Genomic DNA, 13,991 nt, shown 5'->3' with positions numbered 1-13,991 from the left:
TTTTATTTCCGTAACTGCTTACAAATAAGCAATTTAAATAAATATTAGCGTTCTATATTAGCGAGTATTTTTTTAGAAGTTCAATACCTATTAATAACCGGAATTAAAATCTTGTCCTGGAAATTATGACAGAAGGATTTTTTAAAGCTATTATAAAAAATAGCTCTGATATCATTTTAATTGTAAACACTGATGGAAATTTTCTTTTTGCCAGTGACTCTTTATTTAACGCGGTAGGCTACACTACTGAAGAAATCAGGGGAAAAAACATTTTCGACTATTTACACCCTAACTACCAGTTATATGCAAAAAAAATAATGAAAGGTGGGTTTGATGAAGAGCACGTGAGCCAGTTACAAGTAAAGTTTATCACTAAAAATAATGGCTGGAGATGGATGGAATTTTCAATAACAAATATGCTTGATGATGAAAGCGTGAACGGCATAGTTATAAATGCGCGACTGATAAATCAGAAAATAAAGGCAGAATTGTTGAAACGGGATTCCCAGGTACTGTACCAGTCACTATTCGAAAATCATCCCGATGCTGTTTTTTCGCTTTGCTCTGCAGGCAATTTTCTCTCCATAAATACCGGTGCCTTACAGATTTTTGGATTTTCAGAAGAAGAAATGATTGATACTAATTTTTGTTCAATAGTTGAGGATTCTGATATTCATTCAGCAAAAGCTGCTTTTATTCGGGCGCTTGCCGGAAAATGCCAAAGTGGTGAAATAAAAGTGGTTACCAAAAGTGGTACCGTAAAAGAGCTTTCAATCACACTTTACCCGGTAAAAAGCTGGGGCAAATTAGGGGGTGTACACGGAATTGCAAAAGACAATACCGCTTTGAGAAGAGCTGACAAATTAGTAAGGGAGCAGGCAATTACATTAGACACAACTTTAGAAAGTATTACAGAAGGTTTTTTTTCTTTAGATAAAAATCATTGCTTCAGCTCGATCAATTCCTTTGGAGCGAAAATAATCGGAAAAGAAAAAGAGGAAATTTTAGGAAAAAACATTTTAACTCTTTTTCCTAACTTATATGCAACGGACTTTTATACAAATTATATAGAGGTTTATACTTCGAAAGCAGTTTGCCGTTTTGAAGACCGTTTCGGAACAAAAGATGGCTTTTATAGCTACAACATGTATAAAAGAGAAGATGGCGTTGCTGTTTTTTTTATGGATATAACCGATCAGAAAAAAGCCCAGGCCGAGTTAGAAAAACTCTCTCTGGTTGCCAGTAAAACTTCTTCTGCAGTTATAATTGTAGATGATAAAAAGAGAATAGAATGGGTTAATGAAAGTTTTGTAAAATCAAGTGGATATTTACCTGAGGAAGTTATTGGGAAAGTTCCCGACAATATTTTCTTTGGAAAAGAAACGGATAAAACTGTGATAAAAAGACTGTCAGAAAGTTTTTTAAAAAACATACCTTTTTCAGAAGAAATACTTCAGTACAATAAGAATGGCGAGAAAATATGGGTAGCAATTGATGGAACACCCATTTTTGACGAGCATGGAAAGTTGTCGAAATACATTTCTATCACCAATAATATTTCTGCAAGAAAGCAGGATCAGGAGCAATTGTTACTTGCAAAAGAACAGGCTGAAATGGCGGCGCAGGCTAAAACACAATTTTTGTCTGTAATGAGTCATGAAATACGTACACCGATGAATGCTGTCATCGGTTTTACAAATTTACTCATGGAGCAAAATCCCCGCCCCGACCAGTTGGATCATCTTAAAATCCTGCAGTTTTCAGCAAAAAATCTTCTCGTACTTATAAACGATATTCTTGATTATAATAAAATAGAATCCGGCAAAATTGAGTTCGAAGAAATAGATTTTGATTTGCAGGAGTTGATAAATAATGTACGGGCAAGCCTGCTGCAAAAAGCAGAAGAAAAGAATATTGCATTTAATCTATTTCTTGACCGAAACCTGCCAAAGGTAACAGGCGACCCTGTTAGAATCGGCCAGATCTTTACAAACTTAATAAGCAATGCCGTAAAATTTACCGAAGAAGGAATGGTAAATGTTTCAGCCAGTATCAAAAACCAGGATTTGAACAATGCAACCATTGATTTTGAAATTTCAGATACCGGCATTGGTATTGCTAATGAAAAATATGATGCGATTTTTGAAAGTTTTACCCAAGGCAATTCAGACACTACAAGAAAGTTTGGTGGTACAGGTCTTGGACTAACCATTACAAAACGAATACTTGAATTGTTGGGAAGCAAAATAAAGTTGAAAAGCACAGAAGGAAAAGGATCTACTTTTTATTTTACGCTAACTTTCCCCGTAAGCAAATCAAAACATACCAGGAAATCTTTAAAAACAAGATCTTCTTACGTAAAATCTCATCCCAAAATAAAATTGTTGGTGGCAGAAGATAATGAAATAAACATCCTGCTTATTAAGCTTTTCCTCGAACAATGGCATTTTGAATTTGATATTGCTAAAAATGGATTAGAAGCTTTTGAACTTATTCAGAAAAACGATTACGATATTGTTTTAATGGATCTTCAAATGCCACATATGGATGGTTATGAAACTGCGGCTGCTATTCGCGCTCTTCCTGATAGTAAGTACTCAAATCTTCCCATAATTGCCCTTACTGCTTCTGCCATGTTAGACATAAAAGACAAGGCATTCGATGCGGGTATGAATGATTACATAAGTAAACCTTTTAATCCTGAAGATTTATACAATATAATTTTGCAATATGCAATGGTTAAAAATGAAGAAGAATTATTAAAATGCAGTAATTAATAATTTCTACTTTTTTGTGTTGCCGTTACAATTACTCTTACGTGTATTCTTACAAGTGCTCTTTAATGTCGTGCATGATTCTACGGGCAATATTTTCAGCAGTAGTTTCAAAATTACTTTCGGCATAAATACGGATGATAGGCTCAGTGTTACTGGTTCTTAAATGCACCCAGTCATTTTCAAATTCTATCCTTAAACCGTCTTCTGTATTGATAGGATTATTTTTATATTTCTTCTTTATTTTATCAAATATTGATTGAACGTTTACTGCCTTGTCAAGTTCAATTTTATTTTTACTAATAAAATAATCAGGGAAAGTACCACGAAGCTGCTTGCTGCTTTTCTTACTTTTGGCTAAATAAGTAAGATAAAGTGCAATACCAATTAATGCATCTCTGCCATAGTGAAGATCAGGAAGAATAATTCCTCCGTTTCCTTCACCACCAATAACTGCGTTTACAGCTTTCATTTTATTTACCACGTTCACCTCCCCTACCGCACTCGGGAAATATTCTCCACCGTATTTTACAGTTATATCTTTTAGCGCTCTCGTGCTCGACATATTGCTTACTGTATTTCCCGGCCTTTGTTGCAACACAAAATCTGCGATAGCTACAAGCGTATATTCTTCGCCGAATAAAGATCCGTCCTCGTTTACAAAACACAGCCTGTCCACGTCAGGATCTACTGCGATACCAAGACTGGCTTTTTGGCGGTTCACCTCGTTACATAACTGGGTTAAATGCTGGGGCAAGGGTTCAGGATTATGAGCAAATTTGCCGCTTACCTCATCGTTTAATACAGTTACGTCCTTAACGCCCAGGGCTTTTAATAAAGCCGGTACTGCAATAGCACCTGTGCTGTTAATAGCATCAACAATAATCTTAAACTTACTTTTGGTAATAGCTTCTACATCAACTAAAGGATAATTAACAATAGCGTCAATATGCTTTTGAAGGGCTATGTCGTTTTTAGTGTAAGAACCTAGTTTATCAACCGTAGCAAAGGTAAAATCTTCCTTTTCAGCCAAAGCCAGTACTGTTGCACCGTCTTCGCTGTCTATAAATTCTCCTTTATCATTTAGTAATTTTAATGCATTCCATTCCTTTGGGTTATGACTGGCGGTTAGAATTATTCCTCCAGCTGCATTTTCTGATATCACTGTCACTTCAACTGTAGGCGTGGTGCTTAGTCCGACATCTACAACATCTAATCCCAATGCATTTAAAGTACTTACAACCAACCCCTGCACCATTTCACCACTTATTCTTCCATCGCGGCCTACCACTATTTTTCTTTTACTTCCCTGTTGCATCAGCCATGTTCCATATGCTGCAGTAAATTTTACTATATCCAGTGGAGTTAGGTTGTTGCCCGGTTTCCCTCCAATAGTTCCACGTATACCGGAAATACTCTTTATAAGCGACATTCAGTTAGTTTTATCATTTGCAAACATAACAGAAATTTTATTACTTCAATAAGAGATATCAATATTACTGCGACAGTTTTTATAAATGACATTTTTTAAAAAATGTCTAATAATGACTGATAGGGTGAATATTTATAACAAAAAAACAAGTACGCCTGCTAATTATTGATAAAGAAAAGGCTGTCTCTTGTTTTTGAGACAGCCTTCTAAAAAATTTGACCTCTATTTTTTCTTAGCTTAAAAAGGAAGATCGTCCGACGGTTCTGTGATATCGCTGGAAGACACACTTGCAGGTGAAGATGGCTGGTTATATGCTTGCTGATTGTAACCTTGACCTCCCTGATAGTTTGAAGCTCCGCCGCCTTCTGCACCCTGGTTTTCGCCTCGGCCACCTAATAACTGCACTACGCTTACACGTAGGCTTAGCGTTGCGCCCTGCCTGCCATCGTTTGTTGTATAAGTACGAACGTCTGGTACACCTTCAGCATAAACCTGGGTACCTTTTTTTAAATAAGGGGCTATCCCGGTACGATCCGTCCAGTAAGCACAATCTACCCAAACGGTCTTATCTTTTTGCTGGCCCTGGGCATCTTTATATTTCTCATTATGCGCCACATTAAAGTTTATTACATTTTTACCGTTTACATTATTCACTACACAATCCTTTGCCAGATTGCCAATAACTTGTAACTTAAGCATATCGCGTTTATTTTTATTTGAATATAATTTTTATGAGTAAAAGGCAAAATAAGCAAAAAACTTCTTAACGAACGTAATAATGGTTATTACGAGAAAGATGATAAATTATTACGTAATGTAGTTACTGATAAAATAAACTTTACATTAATAATAAGAATTTATTGCAAATCCGTGACCTATAGCAAGCTTACAATGAAAACAGTTTATTGTAATTTTGCACGCTAAATTATTTACAATGAGCCGTAAAGGAAAGGTTTTGGTAGCTATGAGTGGCGGTATCGACAGTACCGTTACGGCTCTCATGCTGCATAACGAGGGGTATGAAGTGATAGGCATAACTATGAAAACGTGGGACTATGCAAGCGCAGGCAGCAGCAAAAAAGAAACAGGATGCTGCAATCTTGATAGTTTCAATGATGCACGTGCTGCCGCTGTTCACCATGGTTTTCCGCATTTTGTTTTAGATATACGCGAAGAATTTGGTGGATTTGTAATAGAAAATTTCGTAGATGAATATCTTGCCGGCCGCACACCCAACCCTTGTGTTATGTGTAACACACACATAAAATGGCGGGCGTTGCTAAAAAGAGCAAATGCTTTGGGGTGCGAATATATAGCAACAGGGCACTATGCCAATGTTCGCCTACATGACAACGGCAGGTATGTAATCAGCAAAGGAAAAGACTCAACAAAAGACCAGAGTTACGTATTATGGGGTCTTGACCAGGAATTGCTTGGCCGCACCATTATGCCCTTGGGAACTTACCATAAAACAGAGATAAGGCAAATGGCTCATGATATGGGTTATCCCGAACTCGCCAAGAAAAGTGAGAGCTATGAAATTTGTTTCGTTCCTGATAATGATTACAGGGGCTTTTTAAAAAGAAAAGTTGACGGCCTTGAAGAAAAAGTGGCGGGCGGCAATTTTATAAATAAAGAAGGAAAAATACTTGGTCAACACAAGGGTTATCCATTTTATACAATAGGTCAAAGAAAAGGTCTTGAAATTGCGATGGGAAGACCTGTGTTTGTAACTAAAATTATTCCTGAAACCAACACTGTCGTTTTAGGAGATGCAGAGGACTTGAATGAAAGTACCATGATGGTTGGTAAACTAAACATGGGAAAATATGATACAATAACTCCAGGCATGGAAGCCATTGGCAAAATAAGGTACAAAGACAGCGGAAGTCTATGTAACATGTACCCTGAAAGCAATAGACTTAGGGTTAATTTTTATGAGAATGTAAAGGGCATCGCTCCGGGTCAAAGCGCCGTTTTTTATGAAGGAGACGATGTAATTGCTGGAGGCGTTATTCAAAGAAGCGGCTTAATATAACCAGTTATAGGCACATAGAAGAAAGCAATTTAAAAAATGTATAACTCTATGTTGCCTATATTGTATGGAATAAAAAACATCCTTCCAAATTCTAATAATTCCATAAATACGTGCAGAGATAAATTTCAATTCTGACAAAAGAAAGTATTTATCTTACAGTTTGAATATTCACGAATGAAAAAATCTTTTGCAGTTTGCTTTGTAATTATATTGCTATTAGTTGGCGTGTTTAGCTGCAAAAAGGAGACTCAAACTTTACAAACATCTGCATTAACCAATTATTTTCCCCTCACTGTTGGCAAGACTTATTTGTACCGGTTAGATTCTACTGTGCCTGCTTCATTCGGAAGTTCCTTAATAGTAAAAAGTTACCAGGCAAAAGATTCGATAGAGTCAACATTTACAGATAATGAAGGCCGGCTTTCTTACCGTATCTTTAGATTTACAAGAGATACTCTCGGATCGCAGCCGTGGACTTTTGCCACAACTTTTTTTGCAACACCTACAGACAAATGGATTGAGTATGTTGATAATAATTTAAGATTTTTAAAATTACATGCTCCTATAATGGAAGGCTATTCATGGCTGGCTCATTCTTTTATCGATACCAAATCATTTAATACAACAGTTAGTTACCTTGATGATTGGGAATATGAATACAGAAATTTGGACTCAAGTTATCATGTATTAAATACAACGTATGATAGTACTGTTACTGTCTTCCAGCACGATGAGACAACTCCCGAAGGACCTTTTGACCCTAATTTAGAAGTACAGATAAGAACGTATGGCATAGAAGTATTTGCAAAAGGTGTAGGGCTTATTTATAAAGAATTCCTATATTGGAACTGGCAAAGAAACCCTCCCCCACCCAAATACCAGGATGCGAGCTATGGAGTGAAACTGCAGCTTATCAGTCATAATTAAAATTCGAACGGGACTAACTGCATCTCGTTTAGATGTATTTGCCCTTAGTTTTTCAGTAGCTTTGAGATGACAATTTATTGAATGAAAATTTCTCTACTTGTATTTTTCTTGGTGTATTGCATTCTGAGTGCAAATGCGCAATATCCAAAACTCATTATTCAATTAACAGATAAAGGCAGTAATACTTATAGTATAGCAAATCCCTCTCAGTTTCTTTCTCAAAGAGCTATCGACCGTCGTAAACGTTACAATATTAGTATTGACAGCACAGACCTGCCATTAACAAAAAGATTTATTGATAGCATTCGTCTTGCAGGAAAAGTAAAGATCTTAAGTGAATCAAAGTGGCTAAACCAGGTTTTAATTGAAACGACAGACCAAAATGCCATCAATAAGATTATGGCATTCCCTTTTGTAAAGTCAGCGAAAGGAATAGGCTATCGTCCAATAAATAACCGGCATATCGAAAAATTTAAAAAGTTGCCGTTGCCTGTAAATATTTCCGGGGCAAATCGCCCTTTACAAACGACAGGAAACATTTTTGATTATGGGAATAATTATAGCCAGGTACATGTACACGACGGCGAATTTTTACACAATAAAGGTTTTCATGGAGAAAAAGTTCAAATCGCTGTATTAGACGCGGGTTTTCTGCAATACAAAACAATTACAGCTTTTGACAGCGTACGAATGAATGGGCAGATTTTAGGAGAGCGTGATTTTGTTGCATTTGATAACAGTGTGAACGAAGATGATTCTCATGGCATGTATTGCCTTAGCATTTTGTGTGCAAACTGGCCCGGTAAAATGGTGGGAACTGCACCTAAAGCAAGCTACTGGCTAATAAGAACCGAAAATGCTGCAAGTGAATATCCTATTGAAGAACATAATTGGGTTGTAGGCGCTGAATTTGCAGACAGTGCAGGGGCGGATATGATTTCATCCTCACTTGGTTATTCTGATTTTGACGACTCGACTTTTAATCACACATATGCTGATTTTTATAAAAACACTACCATGATTTCTCTTGGAGCAAGTATAGCCGTAAGAAAGGGAATGATAGTAGCCAACAGTGCAGGCAACGAAGGGGACCATCAATGGAAGTACATTGTTTTTCCCGCGGATGTTGACAGCGTGTGTTCGGTAGGCGCAGTAAATGCTACGGGAGAAATAGCAGGTTTTAGTAGTTATGGTTATAGTGGTAAAGTAAAGCCGAATATTGTTTCTGTAGGTGCAGGTACTGTAATAGCAGGGCTGGATGATCAGCCCGCGTCAGGAAACGGCACCTCTTTTTCAAACCCGAATATTGCAGGATTAATAGCTTGTCTGTGGCAAGCCTTTCCTTCTTTTAACAACATGAAAATTCTTGATGCAGTTTATAAAAGTGCTGATAAGTATGCTGCTCCTGATAGCCAATATGGATATGGTTTACCAAACTTTAGAATAGCTTACCAATTGCTAAAGCATGATGAAAATGTGGCTTTATATGGCAATGAATGGTTGTTTGTAACCCCAAATCCATTCACAGAAAAAATTGACACAAAATTTATAGGCCGCATAGACGGACCAGCTAAAGTTGAATTAATCAATAATGCGGGACAGGCAATTGTTTCACAAACTTTTACTACCGAAAAAGAAGAAATGTATAATTATACATTTACAAATCTTGCAAATCAGCCTGCTGGTTTTTACACTCTAAAATATTCTGATAGCACAACGGTACAAACAGTTTCTCTACAGAAAGGAAATATTTTCACTAAGGATTGGTTGCTAGCTGTTCCAAATCCTTTTCAAAATTATTTATCAATTTATTTAAAAGCACCAGAGCCCGGAGAAATTAATTTTCGTTTGATAGATGCGAAAGGAAGTATCGTTGAAACAGTAACTACGACAGTAACGCAAAATGAAATCAGAACCATTAACTTTAATACGGTGGCAAAATTGCAAAGAGGAGTGTACTACCTTCAATATTTAAGTAAAAATCAAAAACGTATTATTCGTTTAATTAAATAAACTGTCTGTAAAAACTCATATGATTAAGTGAGTTGAAATAGTGTGGCAAACATTGTATCGGCCTGTATTTCATAACCTTTCAGCAGTTCCATTTTTACCAATGTAAGAGAAAATTTATCCTGTATAAAATGTATAATATCTTCATTTTCTTTTTTAAATACCGAGCAGGTGATGTATAAAAAATAACCACCCTTTTTTAAAAATGGTATTGTATTTACACAAATACTTTTTTGAAGATCGCTATATCTTGTTATCTCTTCTTTTTTTAAAAAAAGCAGTTGCTCGGGAGTACGGCTCCAGGTACCTGAGCCACTGCAGGGCGCATCACAAATAATAAAATCAAACTTTTTATTATTTAAAGCAGACTGCAGATTTTTATGATTGGTAAGGTCAGTAACAAAAGCGTAATAATCTTTAATCCCCGCATCTTTGAGGCGCTTATGTAAATTTTGTATGATCGTTTGCCGCACATCAGATACTGTAAGTTTACAGTCTCTAAGTATATCGTAAGCCATAATAGCTTTTCCTCCGCTTGCCGCACAGCAATCCCAAACACTTACTGGCGCGCTTATATTTGTTGCAGTCATTAACTCCCCAACCCTTTGAGAATTATAGTCCTGTATAACTACTTCTTTATTTATATCAAGAATTGCTTCCAGCTTGGTTCCATTTGCAAAAGCAAGACAGGTATTATTAATTTCTTCAAAATTTGTTTGAGCAGCTTCAAGTTTTTGTTTTACAACCTGTTGTTTTCCCGGTCGCACCCTGGCAAATAATTTTGGCTGAATGAGAAAAGAAGTATTGAACAATTTTGCATTTACATCTTTTGATAACTCATCATTAAAAGCAAAGATCTTTTCAACATCAATTTTGGCAACTGAAATTTTTTCTGCTAGAGGCAAGGTTACTTTTTCATTCCATTCGGGTTTTTTATTTTCGAGTATTTCGTTTGGTGTAGTCGTGCATAAAAAGAGGCCTGTGAGTATTCGTTCTTCTAAGTCTCTGTCTTCTATTGCATGGCCTGTTCTAAAATAATAGTAGCACAATGAAGAAATGGTTCTCCTGTCTCGTGAGCCATATTTTTTCTCTTTTGAAAAAAAGTTTTTAAGAAAAGCGCTGAAGGGAATGTCACCAGTGTACAGTGAAAGAATTGTTTTAGGTGTGTTTATATAAGAATAAAATCGCGACATATTAATGCATGCAATAGTACATGAAATATAAAAACAATAGATTTTTTATATAATCATTTAAGAGTGAAAACGCAATATTGTTTATATACATTAATACAGATAATGATAAAAAAATGCCGATTCGATTCTACCTTACATTTTTAGTCCTCACGCCAATAGCAGGAAGAGCCGGTAAATTATTAGAAGATTTATCGAGATAAAAATAACTTACTGCACTATAATCATCATTTCTATAGAAGTTTACCCATCCCTCAGGAAAATTTTCATCGTTAATTGCCGGCGTACTTTTCAGATCAAATAATCGCACGAATCCGTTTACATTATCTACTGTCACAGGTTGCATTTGTATACCCTGGTTTATTTTTTCTTTTACAATATCTTTTGGTGCACCGCCTATTTGCTGCAGCGTTACTTTGATGTCTTTTTGAAACCATATAACATCAGGAATATGCCAGCGATAAAAAACGAATTGTCGTTTAGGCTCATCAGCTACAGGTGCACCCTGGTATAAATTTGAAAATGCGCCCATTCCCCACCCTGTTCCAACATAATCTTCAGTGCCTGTACCATTAATTGTCGGGTAATTTGTATCTCCATCTAAAAACATTTTTACCTCACCTTCTCCCCACCATGTTTTATCGTATGCAGAGTCTGTATTTACACCTACGCTCATTCCCAAAAATCTTCCTTTGCCATTTACTTTAGGCAATACTACAAAATCATCTCCCGGTTTTGAATTCATCTGTCTTGACCAATAGACATGAAAATAAAGAGCATCTTCAGGCAAATTTTGTGCAAGTACATAATCGATATCATAGAACAACCTCGCCGAATCTTTTATCGATTCATTTGTAATGATTACTCTTGCACCTTTTCGAAAAGGCATAGGAATAAAACAGTTAAAAGACCTTCCTTCGGGACTTGAAAAAAATGAAGACTGAAAAGCCGCCGGCCGGCCAAGGTTAGAAACAAAAAAATCACCGAGGGGAACATCTACAGCAGCTTTTAAATTACCATCCCAAAACATTTGTAACCTAAGGCTACGAAGCAAAACAGGACTTTGGTTAACTGTAAGCCATATCCGTTGAATAATGCCTTTATCTTTTATGTCTAACAATACTTTCGATTGCCCCGGATATATCCATTCAAAAGCATTGCCTTTTGCTGTTTTATTGGTTTTCCCTCCCTGCCCTTTTTTCCCGTTTGGATTTTCGAAACTGCTTACCTTACTTTCAAAGCCTTTCTGCATTTCGTACAGTTGCTGCGATTGTGATTGCAGATAAATTAATAATAATGAAGCGGTGAAAATATTTTTAAACATTGGTATTATATTTTACCTTTTAAAAAGAGGCACAAAAAATAGTAAGTTTTGCAAATTGTAACCTAATGTACAAATACCCAGAATAATACTTTTGTTTATTCAAAAGCCTTTCACCGGTTTGAAGGGTCCATCATCATTACAGCCGCCATCGTTTCAATACCATCCCACAGATTCTGCACATGGATATTTTCATTTTCTGCATGCTAGTTATTAGTATGGTTAGCTATAGGAACGGTAATTGTTTTGGCGTTTAAAATATTTTTCAAATAAATATAAGGGAAGGTTTCCTCCCATTGTTGGCTTCAATACAACGGTTCTCTAGTGGTACTTTTAACCGCTTTTATAATCTTTTCAAATCCATTGCTCACCGGCTTCCGTCATTTCAAGAATACGAATTGGTTCACCCACGAAGGCCGGATAATTTTTTATTCCCTCCTCTATTATCCATTTTACTTTTTCTACCGGGCTTGTCGCCATTTCTTCTTCAGTCGGCATATTTTTATCAAGGAAAGAAGTATTGCCAATTGCCCGCCAAAAACATTCTTCACCGCCCTTTATATTTTTTATATCTGTTTTTCCTGTATTCATTACAACATTTATAGTTGTGTCATCAATTATCTTATAATCAAAAAGGCAAGCAGTAGGTATACTGTTTATTCGTTTAGCAATAATGATTTCACCGCCTGCATAACTGTATTTTTGAAACTGTTTAAAAAGGGCAAAATTTAGCTTTTTTAACTTGGTAAAGTAATTTTTTAGCTCTGTTGTCAGGGTAACCGCAATACGTTTAATTGCTGTGTCAAAATCTGTTTGTTCAAGAAGCAAATGATGTAAAATGCTCCGCATATTAAAACTTCCATCTTCGTCTGAATGCAGACCCGCAACGGCATAATAATAATCATTGGTTCGACAAATCTTTTCGACACTCCCCTTTTCACCTATGCCACCCGGGTAAAGGTTTGTCTTTCTGCTATCTGCGGCAAGAATGAGATTATGATTAGTAACAACAAGTACCAATATAGTGGCAGCTATAGGTTCCATATGACCATCAACTTCCTTTAATTTGTTTCAGCATACTTTTTAAAATTGTCAAGAATTGCTTGCCATCCACCTCTCTGCATTTCTATAGGATTTGTGCTTTCTGCTTCAAAAATTTCCACGACTTTAGTTTCAGCCCCGTTACCCATAAAAGTTATTTTTACTTTTCTTCCATCACCAAGGGTATAAGCAATTTGTTCATTTGTTTTTACTTCATCATAAGTACCACCAAAATCAAAACCAAAGCTTCCATCTTTTGCTTCCATCCGGTAAACAAACTTTCCGCCCGGCCGTAAGTCGTTTTCTACTTTTGGTGTGAACCAGTCATCAGAAGCATTGTTCCAATGAGTAATATGTTCTGGAGTAGTAAAAACTTCCCACGCTTTTTCTATTGGAGCTTTTACATTTGTTTCTACCGTTATCTGCGTTTTTTCTGTTGTTGTCATTTTAAAAAATTTTTATTGATCCTACAATTATTTGCCCGTTTGTGTTGTATAGTGAAGGCAAACCACACCGCCTGTAAAGACTTTACTTGATACCAGGTTTAGTTTTATGCGGTTATTAATGTTTTTAAATAACGGAATACCTTGCCCAAGCAAAATCGGGTTTACAAAAAGCCAGAAGTCATTGATGAAATTATCTTCCATTAAACTATGAACAACCGATGGACTGCCAAGAATAAGAATATCTTTACCTGGTTCTCGTTTTAACTTTTCAACTTCACCGGGTATATTTTCACTAATAATTTTTGTATTTGCAATATCGGCATCCTTCATTGTTCTTGATACTACTACTTTTCTTACAGAATTATACCAGGTGGAATGCTCTCTGTCGTGCTTAGATGCACCAGGTTTGTCTGCTGCAGTTGGCCAGTAATTCTCCATCATTTGATAAGTCACTCGGCCATATAATGCTGTGTCAGCTTCACCGGTTCTTTCACCTGCAATATCAAACATTTCATCGCCAACTTGTATCCAATCCATCTCGCCGTTTGGTCCGGCAACAAACCCATCGAGTGATGTATGCATCAATAAAACTAATTTTCTCATATAGCAACAGTTATTTTAATACAAAACTAAAAATTTGATGCTTTCTATCGCAGGCACAGAAGCGACATTGTAAGGGGTAATTGCGACAATTGTTAACACCCCAGACTTCAATCAAGCCTTCCTTTAATGTAGTCTTTTAAAGTACCATTCATTTTATCGTGTTACGCAAAGTTCTACCCTTTGCAGCTTGTTAAATAAAACTTTCAAAA

At 36.3% G+C, this 13,991-nt stretch carries 11 protein-coding genes; 4 read left to right on the top strand and 7 right to left on the bottom strand.

The window, feature by feature from the left end:
• Window positions 1–125: 125 nt before the first annotated feature.
• Window positions 126–2,777 (top strand): PAS domain S-box protein, encoded by a 2,652-nt coding sequence (locus B154_RS30685; protein WP_018614452.1) that lies wholly within the window; start codon window positions 126–128, stop codon window positions 2,775–2,777.
• A gap of 49 nt (window positions 2,778–2,826) precedes the next feature.
• Here the strand turns inward: B154_RS30685 and glmM are convergent, their stop codons facing one another.
• On the bottom strand, window positions 2,827–4,206 hold the full coding sequence (glmM, locus tag B154_RS0111800; RefSeq protein WP_018614450.1) for a phosphoglucosamine mutase: 1,380 nt from the start codon (window positions 4,204–4,206) through the stop codon (window positions 2,827–2,829).
• A 237-nt stretch (window positions 4,207–4,443) separates the two neighbouring features.
• Window positions 4,444–4,905, bottom strand: a complete 462-nt coding sequence (locus B154_RS0111795; RefSeq protein ID WP_018614449.1) for a single-stranded DNA-binding protein — start codon at window positions 4,903–4,905, stop codon at window positions 4,444–4,446.
• Between the two features lie 235 nt (window positions 4,906–5,140).
• On the opposite strand from B154_RS0111795, the gene mnmA reads away from it, so the two are divergent.
• The 3 genes from mnmA to B154_RS30120 all read left to right on the top strand — a co-directional run bounded on the left by mnmA (window position 5,141) and on the right by B154_RS30120 (window position 9,184).
• Window positions 5,141–6,244 carry a tRNA 2-thiouridine(34) synthase MnmA gene (mnmA, locus tag B154_RS0111790; RefSeq protein ID WP_018614447.1) on the top strand — a complete coding sequence of 368 codons (1,104 nt, stop codon included), beginning with the start codon at window positions 5,141–5,143 and terminating at the stop codon, window positions 6,242–6,244.
• A gap of 174 nt (window positions 6,245–6,418) precedes the next feature.
• Window positions 6,419–7,171, top strand: coding sequence for a hypothetical protein (locus tag B154_RS0111785; RefSeq protein WP_018614445.1), 753 nt, complete (start codon window positions 6,419–6,421; stop codon window positions 7,169–7,171).
• An 81-nt stretch (window positions 7,172–7,252) separates the two neighbouring features.
• Window positions 7,253–9,184, top strand: a complete 1,932-nt coding sequence (locus tag B154_RS30120) for a S8 family peptidase (RefSeq protein ID WP_083934952.1) — start codon at window positions 7,253–7,255, stop codon at window positions 9,182–9,184.
• Between the two features lie 23 nt (window positions 9,185–9,207).
• Here the strand turns inward: B154_RS30120 and B154_RS0111775 are convergent, their stop codons facing one another.
• The 5 genes from B154_RS0111775 to B154_RS0111755 form a co-directional block, all read right to left on the bottom strand.
• Window positions 9,208–10,374, bottom strand: coding sequence for an SAM-dependent methyltransferase (locus tag B154_RS0111775; protein WP_018614443.1), 1,167 nt, complete (start codon window positions 10,372–10,374; stop codon window positions 9,208–9,210).
• Between the two features lie 127 nt (window positions 10,375–10,501).
• On the bottom strand, window positions 10,502–11,695 hold the full coding sequence (locus B154_RS0111770) for a glycoside hydrolase family 172 protein (RefSeq protein WP_018614441.1): 1,194 nt from the start codon (window positions 11,693–11,695) through the stop codon (window positions 10,502–10,504).
• 351 nt (window positions 11,696–12,046) lie between these two features.
• Window positions 12,047–12,736: a hypothetical protein gene (locus tag B154_RS0111765; RefSeq protein ID WP_018614439.1), complete on the bottom strand. Its 690-nt coding sequence runs from the start codon at window positions 12,734–12,736 to the stop codon at window positions 12,047–12,049.
• Between the two features lie 17 nt (window positions 12,737–12,753).
• Window positions 12,754–13,179 carry an SRPBCC family protein gene (locus B154_RS0111760; RefSeq protein ID WP_018614437.1) on the bottom strand — a complete coding sequence of 142 codons (426 nt, stop codon included), beginning with the start codon at window positions 13,177–13,179 and terminating at the stop codon, window positions 12,754–12,756.
• 27 nt (window positions 13,180–13,206) lie between these two features.
• Window positions 13,207–13,782, bottom strand: coding sequence for a dihydrofolate reductase family protein (locus tag B154_RS0111755; RefSeq protein WP_018614435.1), 576 nt, complete (start codon window positions 13,780–13,782; stop codon window positions 13,207–13,209).
• Window positions 13,783–13,991: the final 209 nt, after the last annotated feature.

The sequence above is a fragment of the Segetibacter koreensis DSM 18137 genome (genome assembly GCF_000374045.1).
Taxonomy (GTDB): domain Bacteria; phylum Bacteroidota; class Bacteroidia; order Chitinophagales; family Chitinophagaceae; genus Segetibacter; species Segetibacter koreensis.
The sequence above is the reverse complement of the archived record's forward strand: the minus strand, read 5'-3'. Positions and strand labels throughout refer to the sequence as shown.